Origin of the sequence: Vibrio splendidus (assembly GCF_003345295.1) — a bacterium.
Taxonomy (GTDB): Bacteria; Pseudomonadota; Gammaproteobacteria; order Enterobacterales; family Vibrionaceae; genus Vibrio; species Vibrio splendidus_K.
Map to the genome: position 1 here is coordinate 1,072,957 of NZ_CP031056.1, position 17,247 is coordinate 1,090,203.

Sequence of the window (17,247 nt, forward strand, 5' to 3'; positions counted from 1 at the left end):
CATAGAAATGGGCGCTGTTGCTGGTTTGGTAATGAGGAATTTATTTTACCGTCACTTTCTCAATCACCACATCTGTTACTGGCATATCTTCATGGCCGAACCTGGTGCAGGTTGGGATCTTTGCGATCTCGTTGACCACTTCCATGCCTAGGGTGACTTTACCAAATACCGCGTAACCCCAGCCTTTGCTAGTTGGGGCGGTATGGCCTGAAAAGTCATTATCATCAAGATTAATAAAGAACTGCGCGGTCGCATAATGCGGCGCGTCGGTGCGTGATCTGCGCCAATTAGACTGAACACTTCATTAAGCGAGTTTGACATACTGCATACCTAAACTAATTTAGCAAAGTCGCTGACACGGTTTTGTCCATTTACGAGTTTGTAAAGCCCCCAAAATACTTGTCGATGGGGGAACCTAAACCGCTATATGAACTAATATTACTTGTAAATAAATCCACATTGCCAAAAATAAATTATGCTAAATCTCTGAACTTATAATGGAGGCTATGTGAGTTCCTAGTTCTTCTTTTTTATATTCCATGTGTCCACTGACGAGGTGAGAAGCATCGAAATTTTGTATTTGCTTCTGAAATGGCGAGTTGATTTTATGCCGCCCAATAGGAGTGCTACGGAACGCAGTCCCTGTGCGGTAAAGATACTTCAAAACGCTATCGTTTTTTGAGTACACATTAAATATTCGCAAGCTGTAATTGTTTAGAGCAAACTGATTCCAATCACCTTGGTTAGAAACAGCACCACCCAGTAAGAAAACATTGTTTAATCGTTCAACGCGTTTAAGGTTGCGCAATGTATGGTAGCTTACACGAGCACCAAGAGAGTGGCCCATGACAACGTAGTTACCACTGTTTGAGTCGATATATTTAGCTAAGAATTCACCAGCTTCCTCGGTGTTGACTATCGATTTTCTCCATTCACTCGTCATGGCGGTCAGATCTACAGCTGATTTTGCCGATGAAAGTAAGGCCATACCTGGAACAAATGCGGATAGGGCAAAAGTTGCGACCTTCGAACTGGCAATACGTTTAATATTCTTACCGATGTTGCTTGCTGGCCACTCTAGATGCAATACAGTTGCGTCTTTGTAAGTGTTCTCAACAATACTCAACCAGTCAGTTAAGTCGTTATCTGACTCCGAAAGGAAGCCATTGATAACAATCACAGTAGTATCTGTTCCTGATCGTATTTTACTAAGATTTAGACCCATCGATTATTGTTACCTATGAATTGAAAAAACCTGTAATTATGAATGAAATAGCTAATCACTAAAGTGATGATGGGCACGATTTATATAATCATTTATGAATAAAATTCTAATAGAATCATAGTATTGGTTACATATCCTGGACTTTAACTTCTGTTGATAAAAAATAGGGGTGAACTTATAAATTATGTGTAGATCACAGCCTCGATCTCAGTTGATTGACTCAGAGCTAGTTCATGAAGCTATCAACTTGCTTTTCTCCAAAAGCTTGATAAGAACAGGTCTCGATTCTTCAGGGGCTCAATTAACAGAGCACTCTCGGTAGATCTTTTAACTTTGTCGTGTATTGAGGGGATAAAAAGTTACGCTTCATAGCCCAGTCATGCGTGGTTCCTTGAGCGGCTAGGAATATCGAATCCCGACCCAATTTGATATTGAGTTTATCTATGGCTTGCATCAACGCAGGGTTGTCTTGCTCCGAAAATAAGTCTTGCTGACGTTGCTTATCAGATACTAGATTCAATGCTCCTACGCCAATCTTGTAATAGCTGACACCTGGTTTAAACAACCTTGTTGCCATCAACGTCACTGCTTTGGTCAACTTACCTGTGTCATTCGTCGGAAATTCAAATGTGCAAGTGTCTTTGAAGTTTTGCGGTATGTCATCGAAAGGCGACGTGTTGGCAAAAGCCATGAGAATAGCGCATGAGCTTTTCTGGTTACGTGCTTTTCTTGCCACTGTGGCAGCGTGAAAGGCGAGAGCTTGCTTTAGCTCTTCAAGTGATGTTATTCGGTTGCCGACGCTGCGAGTGCTAAATATCTGTTGTTTGTCCACTCTGCATTCGTCCCAAATTTTACAAGGTTGGCCATTCAACTCACGAACTGTTCGTTCTATTTCTACATTGAAAGAGCACCTCGCTTGCTCAGGGTTTAAATTTGCTAGATCTAGAGCTGTTTCTATCCCCATTAACTTCATACGTTGTGTCAATCTTCTTCCAACGCCCCAAACTTCAGATACAGGTTGTGATGCTAAATATTGTTGGCGTTTGTCTTCAGAATCTATGATGCAGACACCATTCAATTCTTTGTCAACTTTTGCAACTCTGTTAGCCATTTTGGATAGTGTCAAAGTATCACCAGCACCAAAGCAAACGGGCAGTCGACATTCTTTCCAGACGGTTTGACGAATTCGTTGACCGAAAGAGGTTAAGTCTGACTCAATATGTGCAAAACGGCTGATATCTAAAAAGCATTCGTCTATTGAGTAAATGTGGCTCCTCGGTGAGAAAGCAGTAATTGTGGCCATCATTTTTGCAGACAGATCAGCATATAAAGCATAGTTTGATGAAAAAACGTTCACACCACGCTTTTCAATGAGTGTCTTTTGCTTGAAATAGGGCTCAAATTTCTTAACTCCAGCTTCTTTTGCCAACCTATTTGCTGCTACAACGGCACCATCATTGTTTGATAAGACAATACAGGGTAGGTGTCGTAAATCAGGTCGAAATACCTGTTCACAAGCGACATACATAGCGTTGCAATCTATAAGAGCAAACATTACATGAACTCAGGCAGTGGTTTATGCAGACGAACAGAACGTATCACAACCCCTTCAATCGCAAAGGCATCTTCTGGATGGATCTCAATAGGTAAATGATGAGGATTTGCTGAAAGCAAAAGCTTGTTATGCACATCAAGGATCTTGCACATAAATGCACCATTTAAGCTGACAATAACGGTATCAAAATGCTGAGCCTGTGGCTTTCTATCGATGACTAACAAGTCGCCGTTGAAGATGCCAATTCTTTCCATGGAATCTCCATTAGCATAAGCAAGGTATGTGGCATTAGGGTTATTGACTAGGACTGAATCCAGGGAAACACCAAGCTCAACATACTCAGCCGCTGGTGATTCCCATGAGGTGAGTGAGCAAGAAATACTGGATGGGGAAAGCGGTAGAATGTGCATATTTACGACCTTAGAACGTATACTGTATAAATATACAGTATACGTTCTGAAGCCGTCAATGTTTGTAAAACTAAGTGCGGTTTAATTAGCCGATGTTCGAGTTAATAAAGCTCACTTTTAAAAGTTGAGCCTGTTTGAACCAATCCGTTATGCGAGCGACTGAATCGTGATTTTCTTCACATGGTGGCAGTCTATTCCAATACTTTAGCTGTGAGTGTTTTTATTATTCTGTACGTATGAATACTAAATCAATTTTTCTAGAGTATATCCATCGCGCAAATACTCAGTGCGATAGCTGTTTAAACCAGTTGTTCTCGTTGATGGCTAAAGCTGTGATGAAGGTCGATTCTGACGACATAGCTTTGCATTTGATGAGCGATGTATCGGATCCCGACTTGTTGCTGCTGATCGTTTTAACCGATATTGATTTAACTACTCAGTATGACGAACTCATACTTGCGACCGCTGTCACTCACGTAATGAACTTTGAAAGTCATCCACTTCACTAGATTTGTAACTTGGTGTTGAAAAATGCAGTTGCCTGGACAGTTTATTGGTACAGTCATCAACATAACTTGTTTAGTTCTATCATTAGATTGCTAATTTGAAATGGTCTAAGTGTATAGGGTCACTTTCACCTTAATATTATATATAGAGTAAAAGTGACCCTCATGAAGACATCCCAAAGCTACGCTTTGAAAAACCTCGATGAGTTCATGAGCGTAGCTCATGGTTGTTCTTAGGTAAGTTAAGTATCTCAATCCTGTGAAGAGCTACTTGTTCTTGGAGTAGTGGACTAAATAGCTTGATTACTTATTCGTAGTTACACTGCATGTTGGAAGACGGGTATTCAAATAGAAGCGCGGCATAGCTACAAGCTTCTAGCATGTTCTGAGCTGATGAATTCGAGCCCAAATAAACCGAGTGATCAGCAACCTAAACGTTTCAATATTTCATTACTATCAGCTAAACCACTTGGCAGAGTATATGGAACGATTGATCTCAACTCTGATACTGTTAGGTTTTTAGTGCAGTAATTAGTATCTCGGCTTGTGTGCTGGTTCATAAGAAAGGTTACAGAATTGCCTTTCTCATCGTATACAATTTTGTAGTAATCCGAAGGTATTGCATGAGGCTCATCAGCTTTTGGCAAAGCATCCATTTCGTTACGGTAGAGAGTCCCAGTAATAACGTACAGGTTTTCTCGAAACCCAACGGCATCCCTAACTGCTTCTTCCAAGTTTTTCCATGCGCCTTGGTTTAAGTCTTTTGATTGGGGAGTGATATTCGATAGATAGTTAAGAGTAGGCCAATAGCGACTGCCGACAAAACTGGCTAAGGGAGCCTGGTGTCCACGATCAACATCGAGCTTACTTGAAGCCCCAGTATAATCACCTTTCTCTAATCGTTCAGCTTCAACAAGTAGAGGGTTATTTTTCCAAGTCCGATTAGTTGTTGTTCCAAAGTTAAGAATATCGACTTCATATGCGACCCAATCAGCAAACTGTGTTTTCTTGTTTTGAGAGAGTGTGTACAAACGCTCGAAAATGACTACATTACCGTCTATTTCTAGACTAGGGCAGCCAATTGGGCAGTTTGGTGTCCGAAATTCAGCAGCACTCAAAACCCCTGAGGCTAACACTGTAATTGCTATCCATGATTTCATTATCATTCCTTTAGATGAGCTTCGACCCAAACTTAGCATAACTATCAAAACGGTAGAAGTAGAGTGGGTGAACATCTCTGACACGGATATATTCCATTTCGTTTCATTTTGCTTTCCTTGTGAGCTTCCTTATTCTGACGTTTTTCCTAATTAGCAGTCTTATTCTGACGTTTTTCTTAATTGGCAGTTTTATTCTGAAGTTTTTCACCATTTCGGTCTTCGACTTGAAGATTAACTGTGTGACAAGATTGCTTGGTGATCACATGGCTTAGTGCCAAATCTCTAAAACGTTTGTGCCCCTTTATGCGTTAGAGTAGAAGCGCTCTAATCCCTCAAAGCTGTAGTTTTGCCCAACCAAAACTTATCCGAAACGCGAATTTTATCGGAATAGTGACATTAGATTAACCTCAGCAATCTAACTCACACCTTTTATCGATAAGTTGCTGATTTTTAATTGATATTATTTTCTTAAAAAGGCATTATGGTGGAGTTAAAAAACGGCTTTTAGTCGTCTGAATAGCGTTACATTTTTTGGTAAGTATGATGGAAGTAACAAGCTTTATAGTAAAACATATAGCGGTAGTTTTGCCTGCTGCTGTTGGTGTATCAACATTGATTGGTAAGCATTGGTTTGATAAATCTTTACAAAAGCATAAACAAGCATTTGAAAAAGATATCAAAGAAAGCGACGCAAACAATGCGAAGAAAATTAAAGAACTAGATAATAAACATGCAGCAAGCATGAAAGCTCTAGATGAAAAACATGCGCTGGAAATGAAAAGAACTCAGCGTTTTTTTTCTATATCTCAATCGACCTTTGAAAAACTCTTTGATAAGAAATTAAATGTATATAATAGGTTGTTAATGGTGAGTCTTGAATTTAAAAAGTTCAATTCTGAAAACGGATTTAATGAGGTCTTCGAGTATCAGTTTGATTCATGCCTAAACTACGTCAATATCCTAAAGAAAGAGATAGAAGATAATCGTTTGTACTTGTCCGACTCATTAGTTAATGACTTTAATTTTTGGTATGTAAAAGCGGCACCATTCTATCTTCGCTTGGATACGATTGAGATCAATATTCGACGTAATAACAGTGATAATGAGCATATAGGAACGATAATTTCTGAAGCTCAAGAAGAGGAAATTAGAGAGATGCTAATTGAGACTAATGACGCTCTAAATAATATCTTTAATCAAATTGAGGCTGATGCATCTGCTTTTCGAAAAAGCATGCATATCATTTAGTGCCTGCAAAAAACTTTACAAACTGTTTAAGAGTGATTCGCAATGCGTGGCATTTTTACTATTCGCTGCGTTTAGTTTTTAAGAGAGAATTGTGGAAAAATTACTAAATATATTTGGCTATTACAAAAGAAAGCCCAAGAGCACTAGCCCTTCAATTATTACGTATAGGGAGCCTCAATCCCCCGAAGAAAACACTCGAAAATTGAAAGAAATCGTAGCAGAGGGAAATAAGTGGTTTAGGGCTAGAACGCAGGAGTCCAACGCTAAAACTGGTATGTTTTTTAGTATTGTTCTTCTCATTGAATTCAAGCTAAGTCATCTACTAGTGTGCATTGAGCCTGATATCAAAGGTGCGATGTTAGGTAAGAAAATTGATACTTTTAAGTCCTTTATTAATATTTATGACTTTGAGGATGCGAGTGAGAAGAAAGAGGCTAGGGAGTTGTTACCTGCCCTGCATGAAATAAAGAATATTCGAAATAAGCTCGCTCACGACCTCATGAAATCAAATATTGAGATCAAAGAACTTCCTAGGACTATGGCTTATGTCCGAAAACGAGATAAAGACTTTGTTAAGGATGTTCTCGGTAAAATCGAAGATGATGGTGAAAAATCCTGTGTGTTGTTGGCTAAGTTCGGCTTCATGTTTTCAGTAGAACTGGCACATTTAGCTATAACAGTAGATCTGTAGCCCAACATATACAGAATTTAAGAGAGATTCTCAATGCTTGGCATTTTCAGTCTAACGTTGGGTTTTGTGTGAAAAGTACCATCAAAACTGGACTCTAAGTTGAGCGATTTTCAGTTTTGCCATACCTGAATTAATTCATGTAATGCTAATGTTAGATTTTCAGAAACTGATTTATGTCCAAAAACATCACAACCTGAATTCTCAAGCGGGGCATTTTCTAGCTCGAAAATGCCCAAAAGTGTGTTAGCTATGATAGGTTTGCAAGTGTCAATTTTTAACAATTGGTTAGTAAGCGAGCCTAATAATGTAACGTGATGGATATGAATAAGACACCGCAAGCAGTTTTACATACCAAAAAATGATAAAGTTTCCTTCAACTAACTAGCTAAATTAGCAACAAAAACATTCACTTTCTCTATTCGTCTTAGTTGGGAACCACATGCTTTATATTGATCGTATTTTGTTCACCCAAGATAAGAAACTTTCCGAGTCAGAGTTACTTGCACAGGCAAACTTTATTGTTGTGCTCGCCGAGCCAGGGGCTGGAAAGTCCGAACTTATGCGGAGCCTTGCTAAATATCTTGGAGTTAACATGGCTAGTGCTAATGTGTTCCGCCATATGGGGACAGAGGACAAAGGTATTCCGATAGTGATCGATGCTTTTGATGAGCTAGCTAAAATTGATGAAAGTGGAATTCACCAGCTGTTAGCCAATGCAGCTAGAGCAAAACCTCCCCGTGTCATAATCTCTAGTCGCTCTAGCGAATGGAATAACTCTGCCACAAGTAATTTTGCAGAATATATTGGCCACGCCCCTTTAGTTGTTAGGCTTTGTGAGTTTGATGAGTCGGAACAACAGCAAATATACGAAAATTATACTCAAAAAGAAGACTTCCACGATTTTAAGAGAGAAGTTGCAAGGTTCGATCTCGCTTCGATTCTTCCAAATCCTCAATTTCTCAAAATGTTTGCGGATGCGTATATTGAGAGTAATGGCAAGTTTACAAATAAAAAAACTATTTTCTCTCAGGCTATTGCTCGTCTAGCTCGGGAAGTTAACACTCAGGTCAAGCCTATAACGGCTTTGTCTCATGGAGAAAAAATCGAGCTATCATCGCAAATATTCGCCAAGATACTGCTTTCGGGTTCCGAAGGTGTTGGTGTGAGCGAGGCGACCGAGAGCCGAATGTATCCATTATTAGGAAGCTTAGTTAGCAGAGCTTCGGTAGCAAGTATTGTCCTCGCCACCCGTTTATTTAAGCCTAGTGATAATCCTGATCATCACGAACCCCTACATAAAATAATTTCTGAGTACTGCGCTGCAGAATATTTTATAAAGCGTATCAGTGCGCCCTCAGATCCGTTGAGTTTAGATAAACTATTACCCTTAGTTGCTCCAAACTCAGTGGTTAGAAATGAATTACGAGGACTAGTTGGCTGGATGGCTTCATTGGGGGATAAGTTGATACAGGAGATGTTAATTGAACTCGATCCGTATGCGGTGCTCGCAAATGGAGACCCATCACAACTAGTAGACTCTTCAAAGGCATTGCTCCTTTCCAAATTGAAAGAAGTTGAAAATGAAGATCCTTACTTTAGAAGGGGGGATCTTTGGCGGAAGTTCAGTGTTTCAGGTTTCTTCACTGAGGGCGTAGTTCAAGAAATTAAGCCATTGCTGTTGATTAATGGAGATGGGCATTTAAGAGATTTACTTTTGGAATTACTAGCGAGCTCCCAAGCCTCTAGGTGGTTGATTCCTGAGTTGGAACAATTGTCTTTTACTAAAAGCGAAGACAAATATACAAGAATGCTGGCGCATAAATGTCTCCTTGAACTGAGTAGCTATGCCCCTCGTACAAGCATTGACAAATTAGTTGATGAAGCTAGTAGTGCTTCATTACGAATGGTAATGGATGTATATGAGAGAATTGGCTTTTCTAATGTCACGGAAGCGGAGCTTGAGACTTTTTTTAGGCGTTGCTTCTATCTCTATCATGAAAAATGTGACAGAACATATGGTGAGCGATACTTTATAAAAGGACTTATCAGGGAGTTACAACTAACAACGGTTGAAAGCCTTTTAGACTCGTTAAGTAAAGATTTGTTTTGTACTTGCTTGAAAGATAACTACGAATGTAAATGCCGTCATGGTGTTAGCAAACTAATAGGTTCATTGTTAGATCGCTATTTTGAACTTGCGGTGCCACCGTATAACCCGAAAAAGGTCTGGTCTTGGGTTGAAAACCTCAATTTTTCCAACTCGAATGGTAATTCTAATGATTTCACTTCGGTAAAGATTCTTCAGGAAGATCACGCCCTTCGTCAAGGTATCATTGAACATGTATTTTCTCGGCTTACTGATGGTGAGAAAATTTGGCAACTTCGTTTCGATAAGTTTAGTGGCCACTACTCTCATGCTGGCTTGTGTTTGAGAGCCGAAGACCTTGAGTTTATCGCTGATTTAGCATTTGATACCGATAATGTACATTTGTGGTCGAGTTTTTTGCCTTCACATTACTATTGTCGGCCCAAAGAACAGAGAGGGCCAGATCTCCTGATAAGGCATATGCGTTTTCAGGCAAATGAAAAGCTTGAGTTTATGGCTGTTTGGGCAAGTCGAAACAGATATGTAAGACGAGCTTTTCCTGATCATAACCGCAAGCATAGACGAAGAATGAAACGTCGCGAAAAAAAGCAAGCATCTGTTTTTTTAAAGAATATAGATTTTGTTAATGAAAATCGCGAGTTGGTTGAAAGTGGTCGTCACTGGCCCTGTTTGCTACGATTTTCAAACCTTGTTTTAAATCATCCTGAGAATATTGAGAAAGAGTTTGGTGATGAAAATTTGGTTCGAACTGCGCTACGAAACTGTTTAGACTTCATAAAACCCAATGTCCCAGAATTACGTCAGCTTGCTGAGCTTCAGTGTCAATCGAAGTCTCAGGTTACTGAGGACATTTTGTTCGCTGCTTGTCTTGAAATTATGCGTTTTAATGGCAAGTTGGATGAGGTTCCCCGCCAGATTCTCATTGCATTGAGAACCAATCTCAATAGGCATTGGGATGCGGTTGAAGATAATGAGCATACTTCTCTCAAGTCTGAAGTTGATAGACTAATATTCCCTAACGTAAAATCTGCCGAGGCATTTCTTCGACAATACGTAGAACCACAGCTTAGTGAGCCAAATTGTCAGTATCCTGAAGTTGGCTTACTTAAGTATGATGACGTTTTTAGCCCACTAAAAGCTTCTCTGTCGATTGAATGGCTTCATAAATTTAACAGCCTTGTATCGTATGCTTTGGATACACTTTTTGAGTTAGCGGTTAAATTTGGTGATAGGAAAAAACTTTGTACGATTATTAATGAAAGATGCACGAAGCTGATTCTACAATCTGAACCTGAACTTTCACCTGAAGATTGGAAGTTGAATGAGACACAAAAATTCTGGTTTGTTAGAGCGTTTTATTTCCTTAACCTAGAAGCGTCAGCTCCTTACTTCGAATTACTGAAGACTGATAAACACTCGATTCTTCTTTTTGAATGTTTATCAGGATCTTTGAATCGTGGTGAGAACTCATATTGGCCAGATTTATGCGCTCAAAAAAGTGAGGCTATTTTAGATACATTTATTGATGAATGGCCTAAAGTCCATTTACCAAGCTCTTGGGGGACAGGAAGCCCAGTAGGTGAAACAGCATACCGATTTATTAAGGATACTGTGTGGGCAATAAGTAGGGACATTCCTGATAGAGCTAGTCCTGTGTTGAAGCGGCTTCTGGATAATCCGCGTTTTAAAGAGTTTCATCAAGAACTGAAAAGTATCCTTGCTGAACAAAGAAGAACCAAAGCGCTGCAAGAGTTTGAGCCACCAACACCTCAGAATATCGTAAACTTCCTTGATAATGGTGACGTAGTAACGGTTGAGGTTCTGCGCCAACAGGTATTGCAAGAGTTGAGCAATTATCAACGAGAGGTACTAGGAGGTGAGTTTAATACTGGCAGTCGGTTCTATACGAAAGATAAAGAAGGAAAACTTAACAGATTAGGTGAACTAGATTCAGTCAATATAGTTGCTGAATACCTTAGCCATACACTCAAACAAAATGGCATCATAATTGATAAAGAACATGAAACCAAAAATCAGAATCGAATAGATATAACGGCAGCGAAGGTACTCGACGGGCAACGACGCTTACTTGTTATTGAAGCTAAAGGGCAATGGCATAAGGAGCTATATAGTGCTGCTTCCACGCAACTTTATGAGCGTTATTCAGTACACCCAGATGCAGAACAGCAAGGAATCTATCTCGTTTTCTGGTTTGGCCCAGATGAATTAGTTGCGAATAGCAAAAAACATGGAATAACAAGCGGTCAGGATTTGAAATTGTCCATTGAGTCAACTCTACCTTGTGAGTTAGAGGGGAAGGTAGACGTGTTTGTGCTAGATGTTTCCTGTGTTTAGCTCTGCTCAATCAAGGGTGAGTATGCTAGTGGCTTAGCGCCATATTCATTATTTTACTTTGTTAATTTAGGGGGGGGGACTCTAACATGCTTCTGTCCAACTATGAGTTGGAAATGTTCGGATTCCGAACAAGGAACCCAAACGCAAGCGGCGTAAACTAATCGTCCTAAGTACACAGCTCCAGCTCTTCTCTCTCCTGGCTCATTAATTGTTATTATTCTTATTAATATCAACGGGCTAACTATACTCATCATCTATTGTTTATGCTTTAATGCACCAAAATGCTTATCAGGTGAGTTTAAATGGCACGAAAAAACGATGGAATCATATGGCACTTAATGGACGCTCCATGGTGGCTAAGCGTAGTACTCTCGGCTTGTATTTATTTTGGACTTTCATATCTATTACCTAGCTTGGCCGTTGGTAGCAATAATTTTGTCTTTGAAGCTATTGCTCCAAACTTGCCCCTGATAGCCCCATATTTTACGTTTTTATTTTTGCTCCCCGCACCGATAGCGCTTTTTAAGCAATATCAGAGGAAAAGAAGCTATCTCACGACCAACTCTCAGATTAGAACTCATAGGAATACCTCCCCACTAAATCACTTGAGTTGGATGGAATTTGAGAGTTACATCGGAGAGTTCTTTAAGTCTCAAGGATATGCGGTCAAACAATCTTTCTCTCAAAAATCTGATGGTGGCGTTGATATTTGGTTAACAAAAGATAGTAAATTAAGTCTTGTACAATGTAAGCATTGGAAATCTCGCAAGGTGGGAGTGCAAGTTCTAAGGGAGATGTACGGTGTCATGATCGCAAATAATGCCAGTAAAATGATTATCGTAACTTCAGGGGATTTTACTTCTGATGCTGTGGCTTTTTCTCTAGATAAACGTCTGTGGTTAGTCAACGGTAGCGAACTAGTACATATGATCGAAGATGGGCGCAGGTTCCAAAATAAACCATCAATCTCGCCCCAAACACACAGGGCAGACATCGAACCTATGATTTGTCCTGATTGCCAATCTAAGCTTGTAATGCGTGTTGCTAAGCGAGGAGCTAAATCTGGTATGTCTTTTTATGGTTGCTCTACGTATCCAAAGTGCCGTTATACTTGCGACTGCTAAGTTTTAATCTATTCACAATGCACGCTTGGTGTAGAAAGTAAGCTCTGAGACCGATATTGGTACTTCCAATACCACCCTCAATTGCATATTTCGGACATAACGCCTCCCAATAAAAAGTGAGATTTGATGTTTTCCAAAAGATATAAGCTATCAAGCTGGGCTGACTCAGGTATCCCAAAAGTTGCTGCTGGCGTCTATGCTATTTGGCATGGCGAACAACTGATTTATTGCGGTATGTCTGGAAGACAAATCGAAAAAAACAGTCATAAGCCAAAATTTGGTCTAATCACACGTATCCAAAGTCATGCTTCTGGTCGTTTAAGTGGTGACCAATTTTGCGTGTACGTTGCGAATCGTTTGGTGATTCCTAGTTTGAAACCATCTGACCTCCCTCGCTTTGCTTCTGGAGACCTCAAGCTCGACTCTCTAACGAAGGAATACATCCATCAGCATCTTGAATTTCAATATACTGTTGTTGATACAAGCGAACGAGCTTACAAGTTAGAAGACAAGGCGAGGTCTGGCGAGACATTTGGTCAATTACCTCTTTTAAACCCCCTCTAAATGGGTTTTGCCATAAAGAGAGTAGGTGAAGTGCTCTTTTAAGGATAGAGCGCTCCTGTTGATTTTGGAGATATTGTCTGTTTTAGAATTTCCAAACGTGATGGTATGCGAGACGAGTAGTAGCTTCTGTTGTTCGCTGATCTGTAAGCTAAGCTGTTGTTCCAACAATGGAAACAACTGGGTGATCAAATTTATGTTTAAAATTCGACGATACTAAAAGAGGATTCGGTCACACTCGGCAAAGGATAAGGAAGTGTTAAGGAGCTTGTTAATTAAGCTTTAAAGAAAGTAAAAGATAAGGTCAAAATACCAGCTCAGGTAGTGAATGCTATCGATAAGCTATTAGCACAGTTAGCTAAATTTATATAAGTGCCTTGGGTTATTAACATCTCACACACCGTCCTTCGGACGAAATGACGATTTAGCGCTATGTAGACCTCTATATGTCGTTACTGGAAGGGGCACATTGCCCCCAGTTAAATACTCTACATACCAACGTAGAAGAAGCAATCAAACTGCGCGTCATAAACCTAAACTTGTAGGTTTAAGAATGCCCCCATGCTATGAAGATGACGACTTAATAAACTCACTCCACCAAGCCATAATGTCTTTTCTTTGCTCAAAAAAATCGGTTCGATTATAGCTTGCCCTAGTTGTATTTCTATCAGCGTGCGACAAACAGGCTTCAATATGCAGTGAATCAAACTCCTGCTCGTGCAGGGCAGTAGAGGCTATTGACCTTAACCCATGTGCTACAAGCTCACCTTTAAAACCAAGACTGCGTTTTATCGCAGCATTTGCTGTGAATACGCTCATGTGGGTATTAGAGTTTCGCTCACTAGGGAAGACAAACTCTTTACCTTCACTTAACGGGCGTATTTTGCTGAGTATCTCTATCATCTCATCAGTCAGGGGGACTTTATGTACTCTTTGGCTTTTCATTTCTTCAAGCGGAATCGTCAAACATCTTTTGTGAATATCAATGTAGCTCCAGCGTGTTCGGGCCGCTTCTTTAGGTCTTAACATTGTATGAAGTTGCCACAGTATGAGGTATTTGGTTTTATCTTGTATCGTATTGTTTGTCTCAAGCTTACATAGGAACTCTTGAAGTATTTCTGGACGGATTGTTGGCATATGCTTTACATCATGGCGTTCGAACGCCTTGATCATTCTGGTCAATGGATTTGCATCGATTACATCACTATCAACTCCATATTCCATAATCTGATTCAGTGACTGACAGATTCGTTTGATCGTCGAAAGTTTCTGGGCTTCTTCGAGAGGACGTAGGAGCTGAATGGCATCTCTACGCGTAATAGACTCTATGGGAACATTTTGAAATTTGGGGAATATATAGATTTGTAGAGTTCTCCAAATACGTTCAGCATGCTCCTTGCTGATTGTTTTTTTCTTTCTTTTGAACCATTGCTCAGCAACGCAAATGAAAGTATTAGATTCTCTACGAAGGGTATCCTGCTTGAGTAGCTCAATGTGCTCTCGAGGATCAACTCCATTGGCAAGTTGATTTCGGTGATCTTGAGCAATCTTCCTTGCGTCAGCAAGTTTTAACGTTGGGTATGAACCTAGCGAGAGCTTCTTAACTTTGCCAGTTACACGATTGGTGTATCGATACTGCCATGATTTGGTGCCATTCGGTCTAATGCGGAGGTTAAGCCCATTTCCGTCAGACAGAATATATTCCTTCGTTTTGATCTCGGTTGCTTTGATTTGTTTGTCAGACAAACTAGTGGTTTTCTTTGGCATATGAACTCCCCAAAAAGTTGTTACATATTCTACACTAGTTCATTGCTTGGGGTACATAATGGGGTACAAAAAATATGAGGAGTGGTGAGTTGGTGTGAGAGGGTGTGAATTGAATTATTTATATAAGTTATTGTTTTGAATGGAGTGTTTGGTCTTGGTGAGTTGAGGTGATTGTTTGATTCAGTAGTCCCGGAAACCATTGAATAGACATAGAGATAAACCTTGATAAATATATTTGCTGCACATTGTAAGGGTTCGCTAGGGCGTGTAAAGCGCTATGTTGTACCTGAAGCCATGTCTTTACAGTGTAATCTAGGGGCTGTGGCTGTCACATGACTAGATATGGCAGGAGTTTCCCTGCCATTTAACAACACATAGTAACAATGGATGAGATTGTACGAACGACTGAAAGTTGATTTTTGACGGGTTATTTCCTAGTTCGTGACTCTAAGAAATAGGTCATAAATACCATGTATAGCAAGACTAAAAATAGCTGGAAAATACGAACGTAAAATTTGTCATCCAACGCGCCGCTGCTTATTGATGTTCCCATAAGTACATTGAATCCGGTAAAGGCCGTAATATATATAGGCGCCTTTTGTGGAACGGTATAAATCTTTATTCCGAAAAGCGCAATGACACTGAGTACAACCATCATATATACATACATATTAGGTGCTAAAGATATGATGAGAAAAGTGACGAATGAAATCAGGCCTGCGAAGATGTTACTTACTGTGAAAAATAACGCGGTCTTACCGGACGTTTCGCTGCTTGCCATTAACGATAATAACATTACAAATGCAACGGTAAGCAGTATCTGTGAAAGTTGAAAATAGAAGTAAAAGCATACGAGTGGAAATGAAATCACCCATGCGCGTATAGCGGCTGTCCATCGCATTTCTTTGGTAAGTGGAGATACGGGAAAGCCAACAAAGTCCGTCTTCTCTTCTTCGGGAAAATAAACGTGTGAAAGGGCATACAAAGCGACGGCCGAAGTGCCTGAAAACGCAAAACCGATTCCTACATTCAGCGCGGATGCTTGATCGATTATAGTTATAGATGGAAGTAATATCAGTTCGATCATTAAGAATGTTGCGAACATGACCCATTTAGGGTCGGTAAATAAATAGTATGCCCAAAGCATCCCGAGTGTGAGTATAGAAAGAAAGGCAATTTTATACTCAGGTAGCCCCGTTGATACTACGAATCCAATTACAGCGGTGGATAGAAGCGCATAGGCCAACTGCTTGACATGGAGAATATGAAATTGAGGTTTATCAGTGATAAATTTTGCGGTCAGAAGTGGCGTACAAAAAGCTAATGGCCAGTTAAACCATAGTGCAAGGAATGTTGCCAAGCCGACTGTCGTGACGTAGCGAAAAATCCTACGCTCTTGTGCTTGTTCTATTTTATCGAACATAAGAGAACAAGCTCACTACGTTAATCCAGAATTTTCCAAGTAGGTTGAATAGAGTGTTTTCGCCAGTATAAACGATGACATCTGCTTGGCCTCCAATTCGCATTGATTGGATCGCTGATGGTTCGTTTATTTTGATCGTAACTGGAATACGTTGTGTGTCTCTTAACCATCCATTTTGGTTTTGTACACTCGCAAGGTCGCCAAGTTGTTCGTTTTTACCCCATGTGACTCCCAGGTCGATTGAAGAAACTGTGCCTTTGAACGTAGTGCCTGGAGCAAGATCTAATGCGATTTCAACATCATCGCCTGGCTTTATGTTACCGAGACTATTCTCTCGAAAATAAGCTTCAAGCCATAAATTGTCGCTTTCGACGAAGGTGACTAATGGAGAGCCTGAAGAAGCGTATGAACCTTCTGATAAATTCAAGTTGGTTACCGCACCATCTGAAGGCGCTGATAGGGTTGTGCGCGATAAGTCTAATTGGGCTTTTTGTAATTCAAGTAGTGCTGATTGTATTTGTGCATTTTCCTCTCCCTCTGAACCCACTTGAGCTTTAGCTTTTTCTAGATTAGCGTGAGCGTTCATGACCTCAGCATTAGCTTTATCAATCGTGGCACGTGTTGTATCTGCATCTGACTTTGATACAACCCCTTTGTCTGCCATCGCTAATACTCGTTGACCCTGACGCCGAGCATTTTGTTGTGCAACTAACGATGTCGTGAGTTGTGCTTGAGCGGAAATAATACTGGCCATTTGCGCCCCAACTTGCTGTCCGGCTATCTTCAATTTTGCTTCTGCTTGTTTAACGGCTATCTCATAGTCGGTAGAGACAATTTTGAGCAACACGTCATTTTTCTCTACTTTAGTGTTTGCTGTAATATTAATTTGTTCTATTAAACCTGATACTTGTGGTTTTAAGGAAATGACGTTGCCTTCAACTCTAACGTTGTCGGTAGTTGGAATAATCCTGTCTGAAACTACAGCGATACCAATAGAAAGTATGGTGAATGCCAACAGACTGTTTGTCGCTATTTTTACTTTATTGATTGGTTTCTTTTTTTGCGTTTCAGTGCCGATTTTTTTTATTTCTGACATGTGAGGCTCTCAATTTAAG

Annotated in this window: 13 protein-coding genes and 1 pseudogene; 6 read left to right on the plus strand and 8 right to left on the minus strand. The window is 40.1% G+C overall.

Features of this window, described 5'->3' with window-relative positions:
* Positions 1-40 precede the first annotated feature (40 nt).
* From DUN60_RS20385 to DUN60_RS24805, 4 genes and pseudogenes are all read right to left on the minus strand, one after another.
* Positions 41-277, minus strand: a pseudogene (locus DUN60_RS20385) (peptidylprolyl isomerase); the annotation flags it as partial.
* 201 nt (positions 278-478) lie between these two features.
* Complete coding sequence (locus DUN60_RS20390) at positions 479-1,180, minus strand: DUF726 domain-containing protein (RefSeq protein ID WP_162808242.1); 702 nt, start codon at positions 1,178-1,180, stop codon at positions 479-481.
* A gap of 346 nt (positions 1,181-1,526) precedes the next feature.
* A complete protein-coding gene (locus tag DUN60_RS20395) occupies positions 1,527-2,780 on the minus strand; it encodes a Y-family DNA polymerase (protein WP_114635269.1) in 1,254 nt (417 codons plus the stop codon).
* On the minus strand, positions 2,780-3,190 hold the full coding sequence (locus tag DUN60_RS24805; RefSeq protein WP_016788556.1) for a LexA family protein: 411 nt from the start codon (positions 3,188-3,190) through the stop codon (positions 2,780-2,782). Before DUN60_RS24805 ends, DUN60_RS20395 begins: the two co-directional genes overlap by 1 nt.
* Positions 3,191-3,426: 236 nt before the next feature.
* Between DUN60_RS24805 and DUN60_RS20405 the strand changes: the two genes are divergently transcribed.
* A complete protein-coding gene (locus DUN60_RS20405) occupies positions 3,427-3,699 on the plus strand; it encodes a hypothetical protein (protein WP_114635270.1) in 273 nt (90 codons plus the stop codon).
* Positions 3,700-4,118: 419 nt separating this feature from the next.
* Here the strand turns inward: DUN60_RS20405 and DUN60_RS20410 are convergent, their stop codons facing one another.
* On the minus strand, positions 4,119-4,856 hold the full coding sequence (locus DUN60_RS20410) for a DNA/RNA non-specific endonuclease (protein ID WP_114635271.1): 738 nt from the start codon (positions 4,854-4,856) through the stop codon (positions 4,119-4,121).
* A gap of 540 nt (positions 4,857-5,396) precedes the next feature.
* Between DUN60_RS20410 and DUN60_RS20415 the strand changes: the two genes are divergently transcribed.
* The 5 genes from DUN60_RS20415 to DUN60_RS20435 all read left to right on the plus strand — a co-directional run bounded on the left by DUN60_RS20415 (position 5,397) and on the right by DUN60_RS20435 (position 12,945).
* Positions 5,397-6,104 carry a hypothetical protein gene (locus DUN60_RS20415; protein ID WP_208638361.1) on the plus strand — a complete coding sequence of 236 codons (708 nt, stop codon included), beginning with the start codon at positions 5,397-5,399 and terminating at the stop codon, positions 6,102-6,104.
* 91 nt (positions 6,105-6,195) lie between these two features.
* Positions 6,196-6,795, plus strand: coding sequence for a hypothetical protein (locus tag DUN60_RS20420; RefSeq protein ID WP_114635273.1), 600 nt, complete (start codon positions 6,196-6,198; stop codon positions 6,793-6,795).
* Positions 6,796-7,234: 439 nt separating this feature from the next.
* On the plus strand, positions 7,235-11,257 hold the full coding sequence (locus DUN60_RS20425; protein WP_114635274.1) for an NACHT domain-containing protein: 4,023 nt from the start codon (positions 7,235-7,237) through the stop codon (positions 11,255-11,257).
* 302 nt (positions 11,258-11,559) lie between these two features.
* Positions 11,560-12,381 (plus strand): restriction endonuclease, encoded by an 822-nt coding sequence (locus DUN60_RS20430; RefSeq protein WP_114635275.1) that lies wholly within the window; start codon positions 11,560-11,562, stop codon positions 12,379-12,381.
* A gap of 126 nt (positions 12,382-12,507) precedes the next feature.
* Positions 12,508-12,945, plus strand: coding sequence for a hypothetical protein (locus DUN60_RS20435; RefSeq protein WP_017102049.1), 438 nt, complete (start codon positions 12,508-12,510; stop codon positions 12,943-12,945).
* A 561-nt stretch (positions 12,946-13,506) separates the two neighbouring features.
* Here the strand turns inward: DUN60_RS20435 and DUN60_RS20445 are convergent.
* The 3 genes from DUN60_RS20445 to DUN60_RS20460 form a co-directional block, all read right to left on the minus strand.
* Positions 13,507-14,709: an integrase arm-type DNA-binding domain-containing protein gene (locus DUN60_RS20445; RefSeq protein WP_114635276.1), complete on the minus strand. Its 1,203-nt coding sequence runs from the start codon at positions 14,707-14,709 to the stop codon at positions 13,507-13,509.
* A gap of 427 nt (positions 14,710-15,136) precedes the next feature.
* On the minus strand, positions 15,137-16,132 hold the full coding sequence (locus DUN60_RS20455) for a DUF2955 domain-containing protein (RefSeq protein ID WP_114635277.1): 996 nt from the start codon (positions 16,130-16,132) through the stop codon (positions 15,137-15,139).
* Positions 16,122-17,228 (minus strand): HlyD family secretion protein, encoded by a 1,107-nt coding sequence (locus DUN60_RS20460; protein WP_114635278.1) that lies wholly within the window; start codon positions 17,226-17,228, stop codon positions 16,122-16,124. Before DUN60_RS20460 ends, DUN60_RS20455 begins: the two co-directional genes overlap by 11 nt.
* Between the last annotated feature and the right edge of the window lie 19 nt (positions 17,229-17,247).

Excerpts from the sequence above, each read along its gene's own strand:
- DUN60_RS20395 (WP_114635269.1), bottom strand. The coding sequence starts at position 2,780 with ATGTTTGCTCTTATAGATTGCAACGCTATGTATGTCGCTTGTGAACAG.
- DUN60_RS24805 (WP_016788556.1), bottom strand. The coding sequence starts at position 3,190 with ATGCACATTCTACCGCTTTCCCCATCCAGTATTTCTTGCTCACTCACC.
- DUN60_RS20405 (WP_114635270.1), top strand. The coding sequence starts at position 3,427 with ATGAATACTAAATCAATTTTTCTAGAGTATATCCATCGCGCAAATACT.
- DUN60_RS20410 (WP_114635271.1), bottom strand. The coding sequence starts at position 4,856 with ATGAAATCATGGATAGCAATTACAGTGTTAGCCTCAGGGGTTTTGAGT.
- DUN60_RS20415 (WP_208638361.1), top strand. The coding sequence starts at position 5,397 with ATGATGGAAGTAACAAGCTTTATAGTAAAACATATAGCGGTAGTTTTG.
- DUN60_RS20425 (WP_114635274.1), top strand. The coding sequence starts at position 7,235 with ATGCTTTATATTGATCGTATTTTGTTCACCCAAGATAAGAAACTTTCC.
- DUN60_RS20430 (WP_114635275.1), top strand. The coding sequence starts at position 11,560 with ATGGCACGAAAAAACGATGGAATCATATGGCACTTAATGGACGCTCCA.
- DUN60_RS20435 (WP_017102049.1), top strand. The coding sequence starts at position 12,508 with ATGTTTTCCAAAAGATATAAGCTATCAAGCTGGGCTGACTCAGGTATC.
- DUN60_RS20445 (WP_114635276.1), bottom strand. The coding sequence starts at position 14,709 with ATGCCAAAGAAAACCACTAGTTTGTCTGACAAACAAATCAAAGCAACC.
- DUN60_RS20455 (WP_114635277.1), bottom strand. The coding sequence starts at position 16,132 with ATGTTCGATAAAATAGAACAAGCACAAGAGCGTAGGATTTTTCGCTAC.
- DUN60_RS20460 (WP_114635278.1), bottom strand. The coding sequence starts at position 17,228 with ATGTCAGAAATAAAAAAAATCGGCACTGAAACGCAAAAAAAGAAACCA.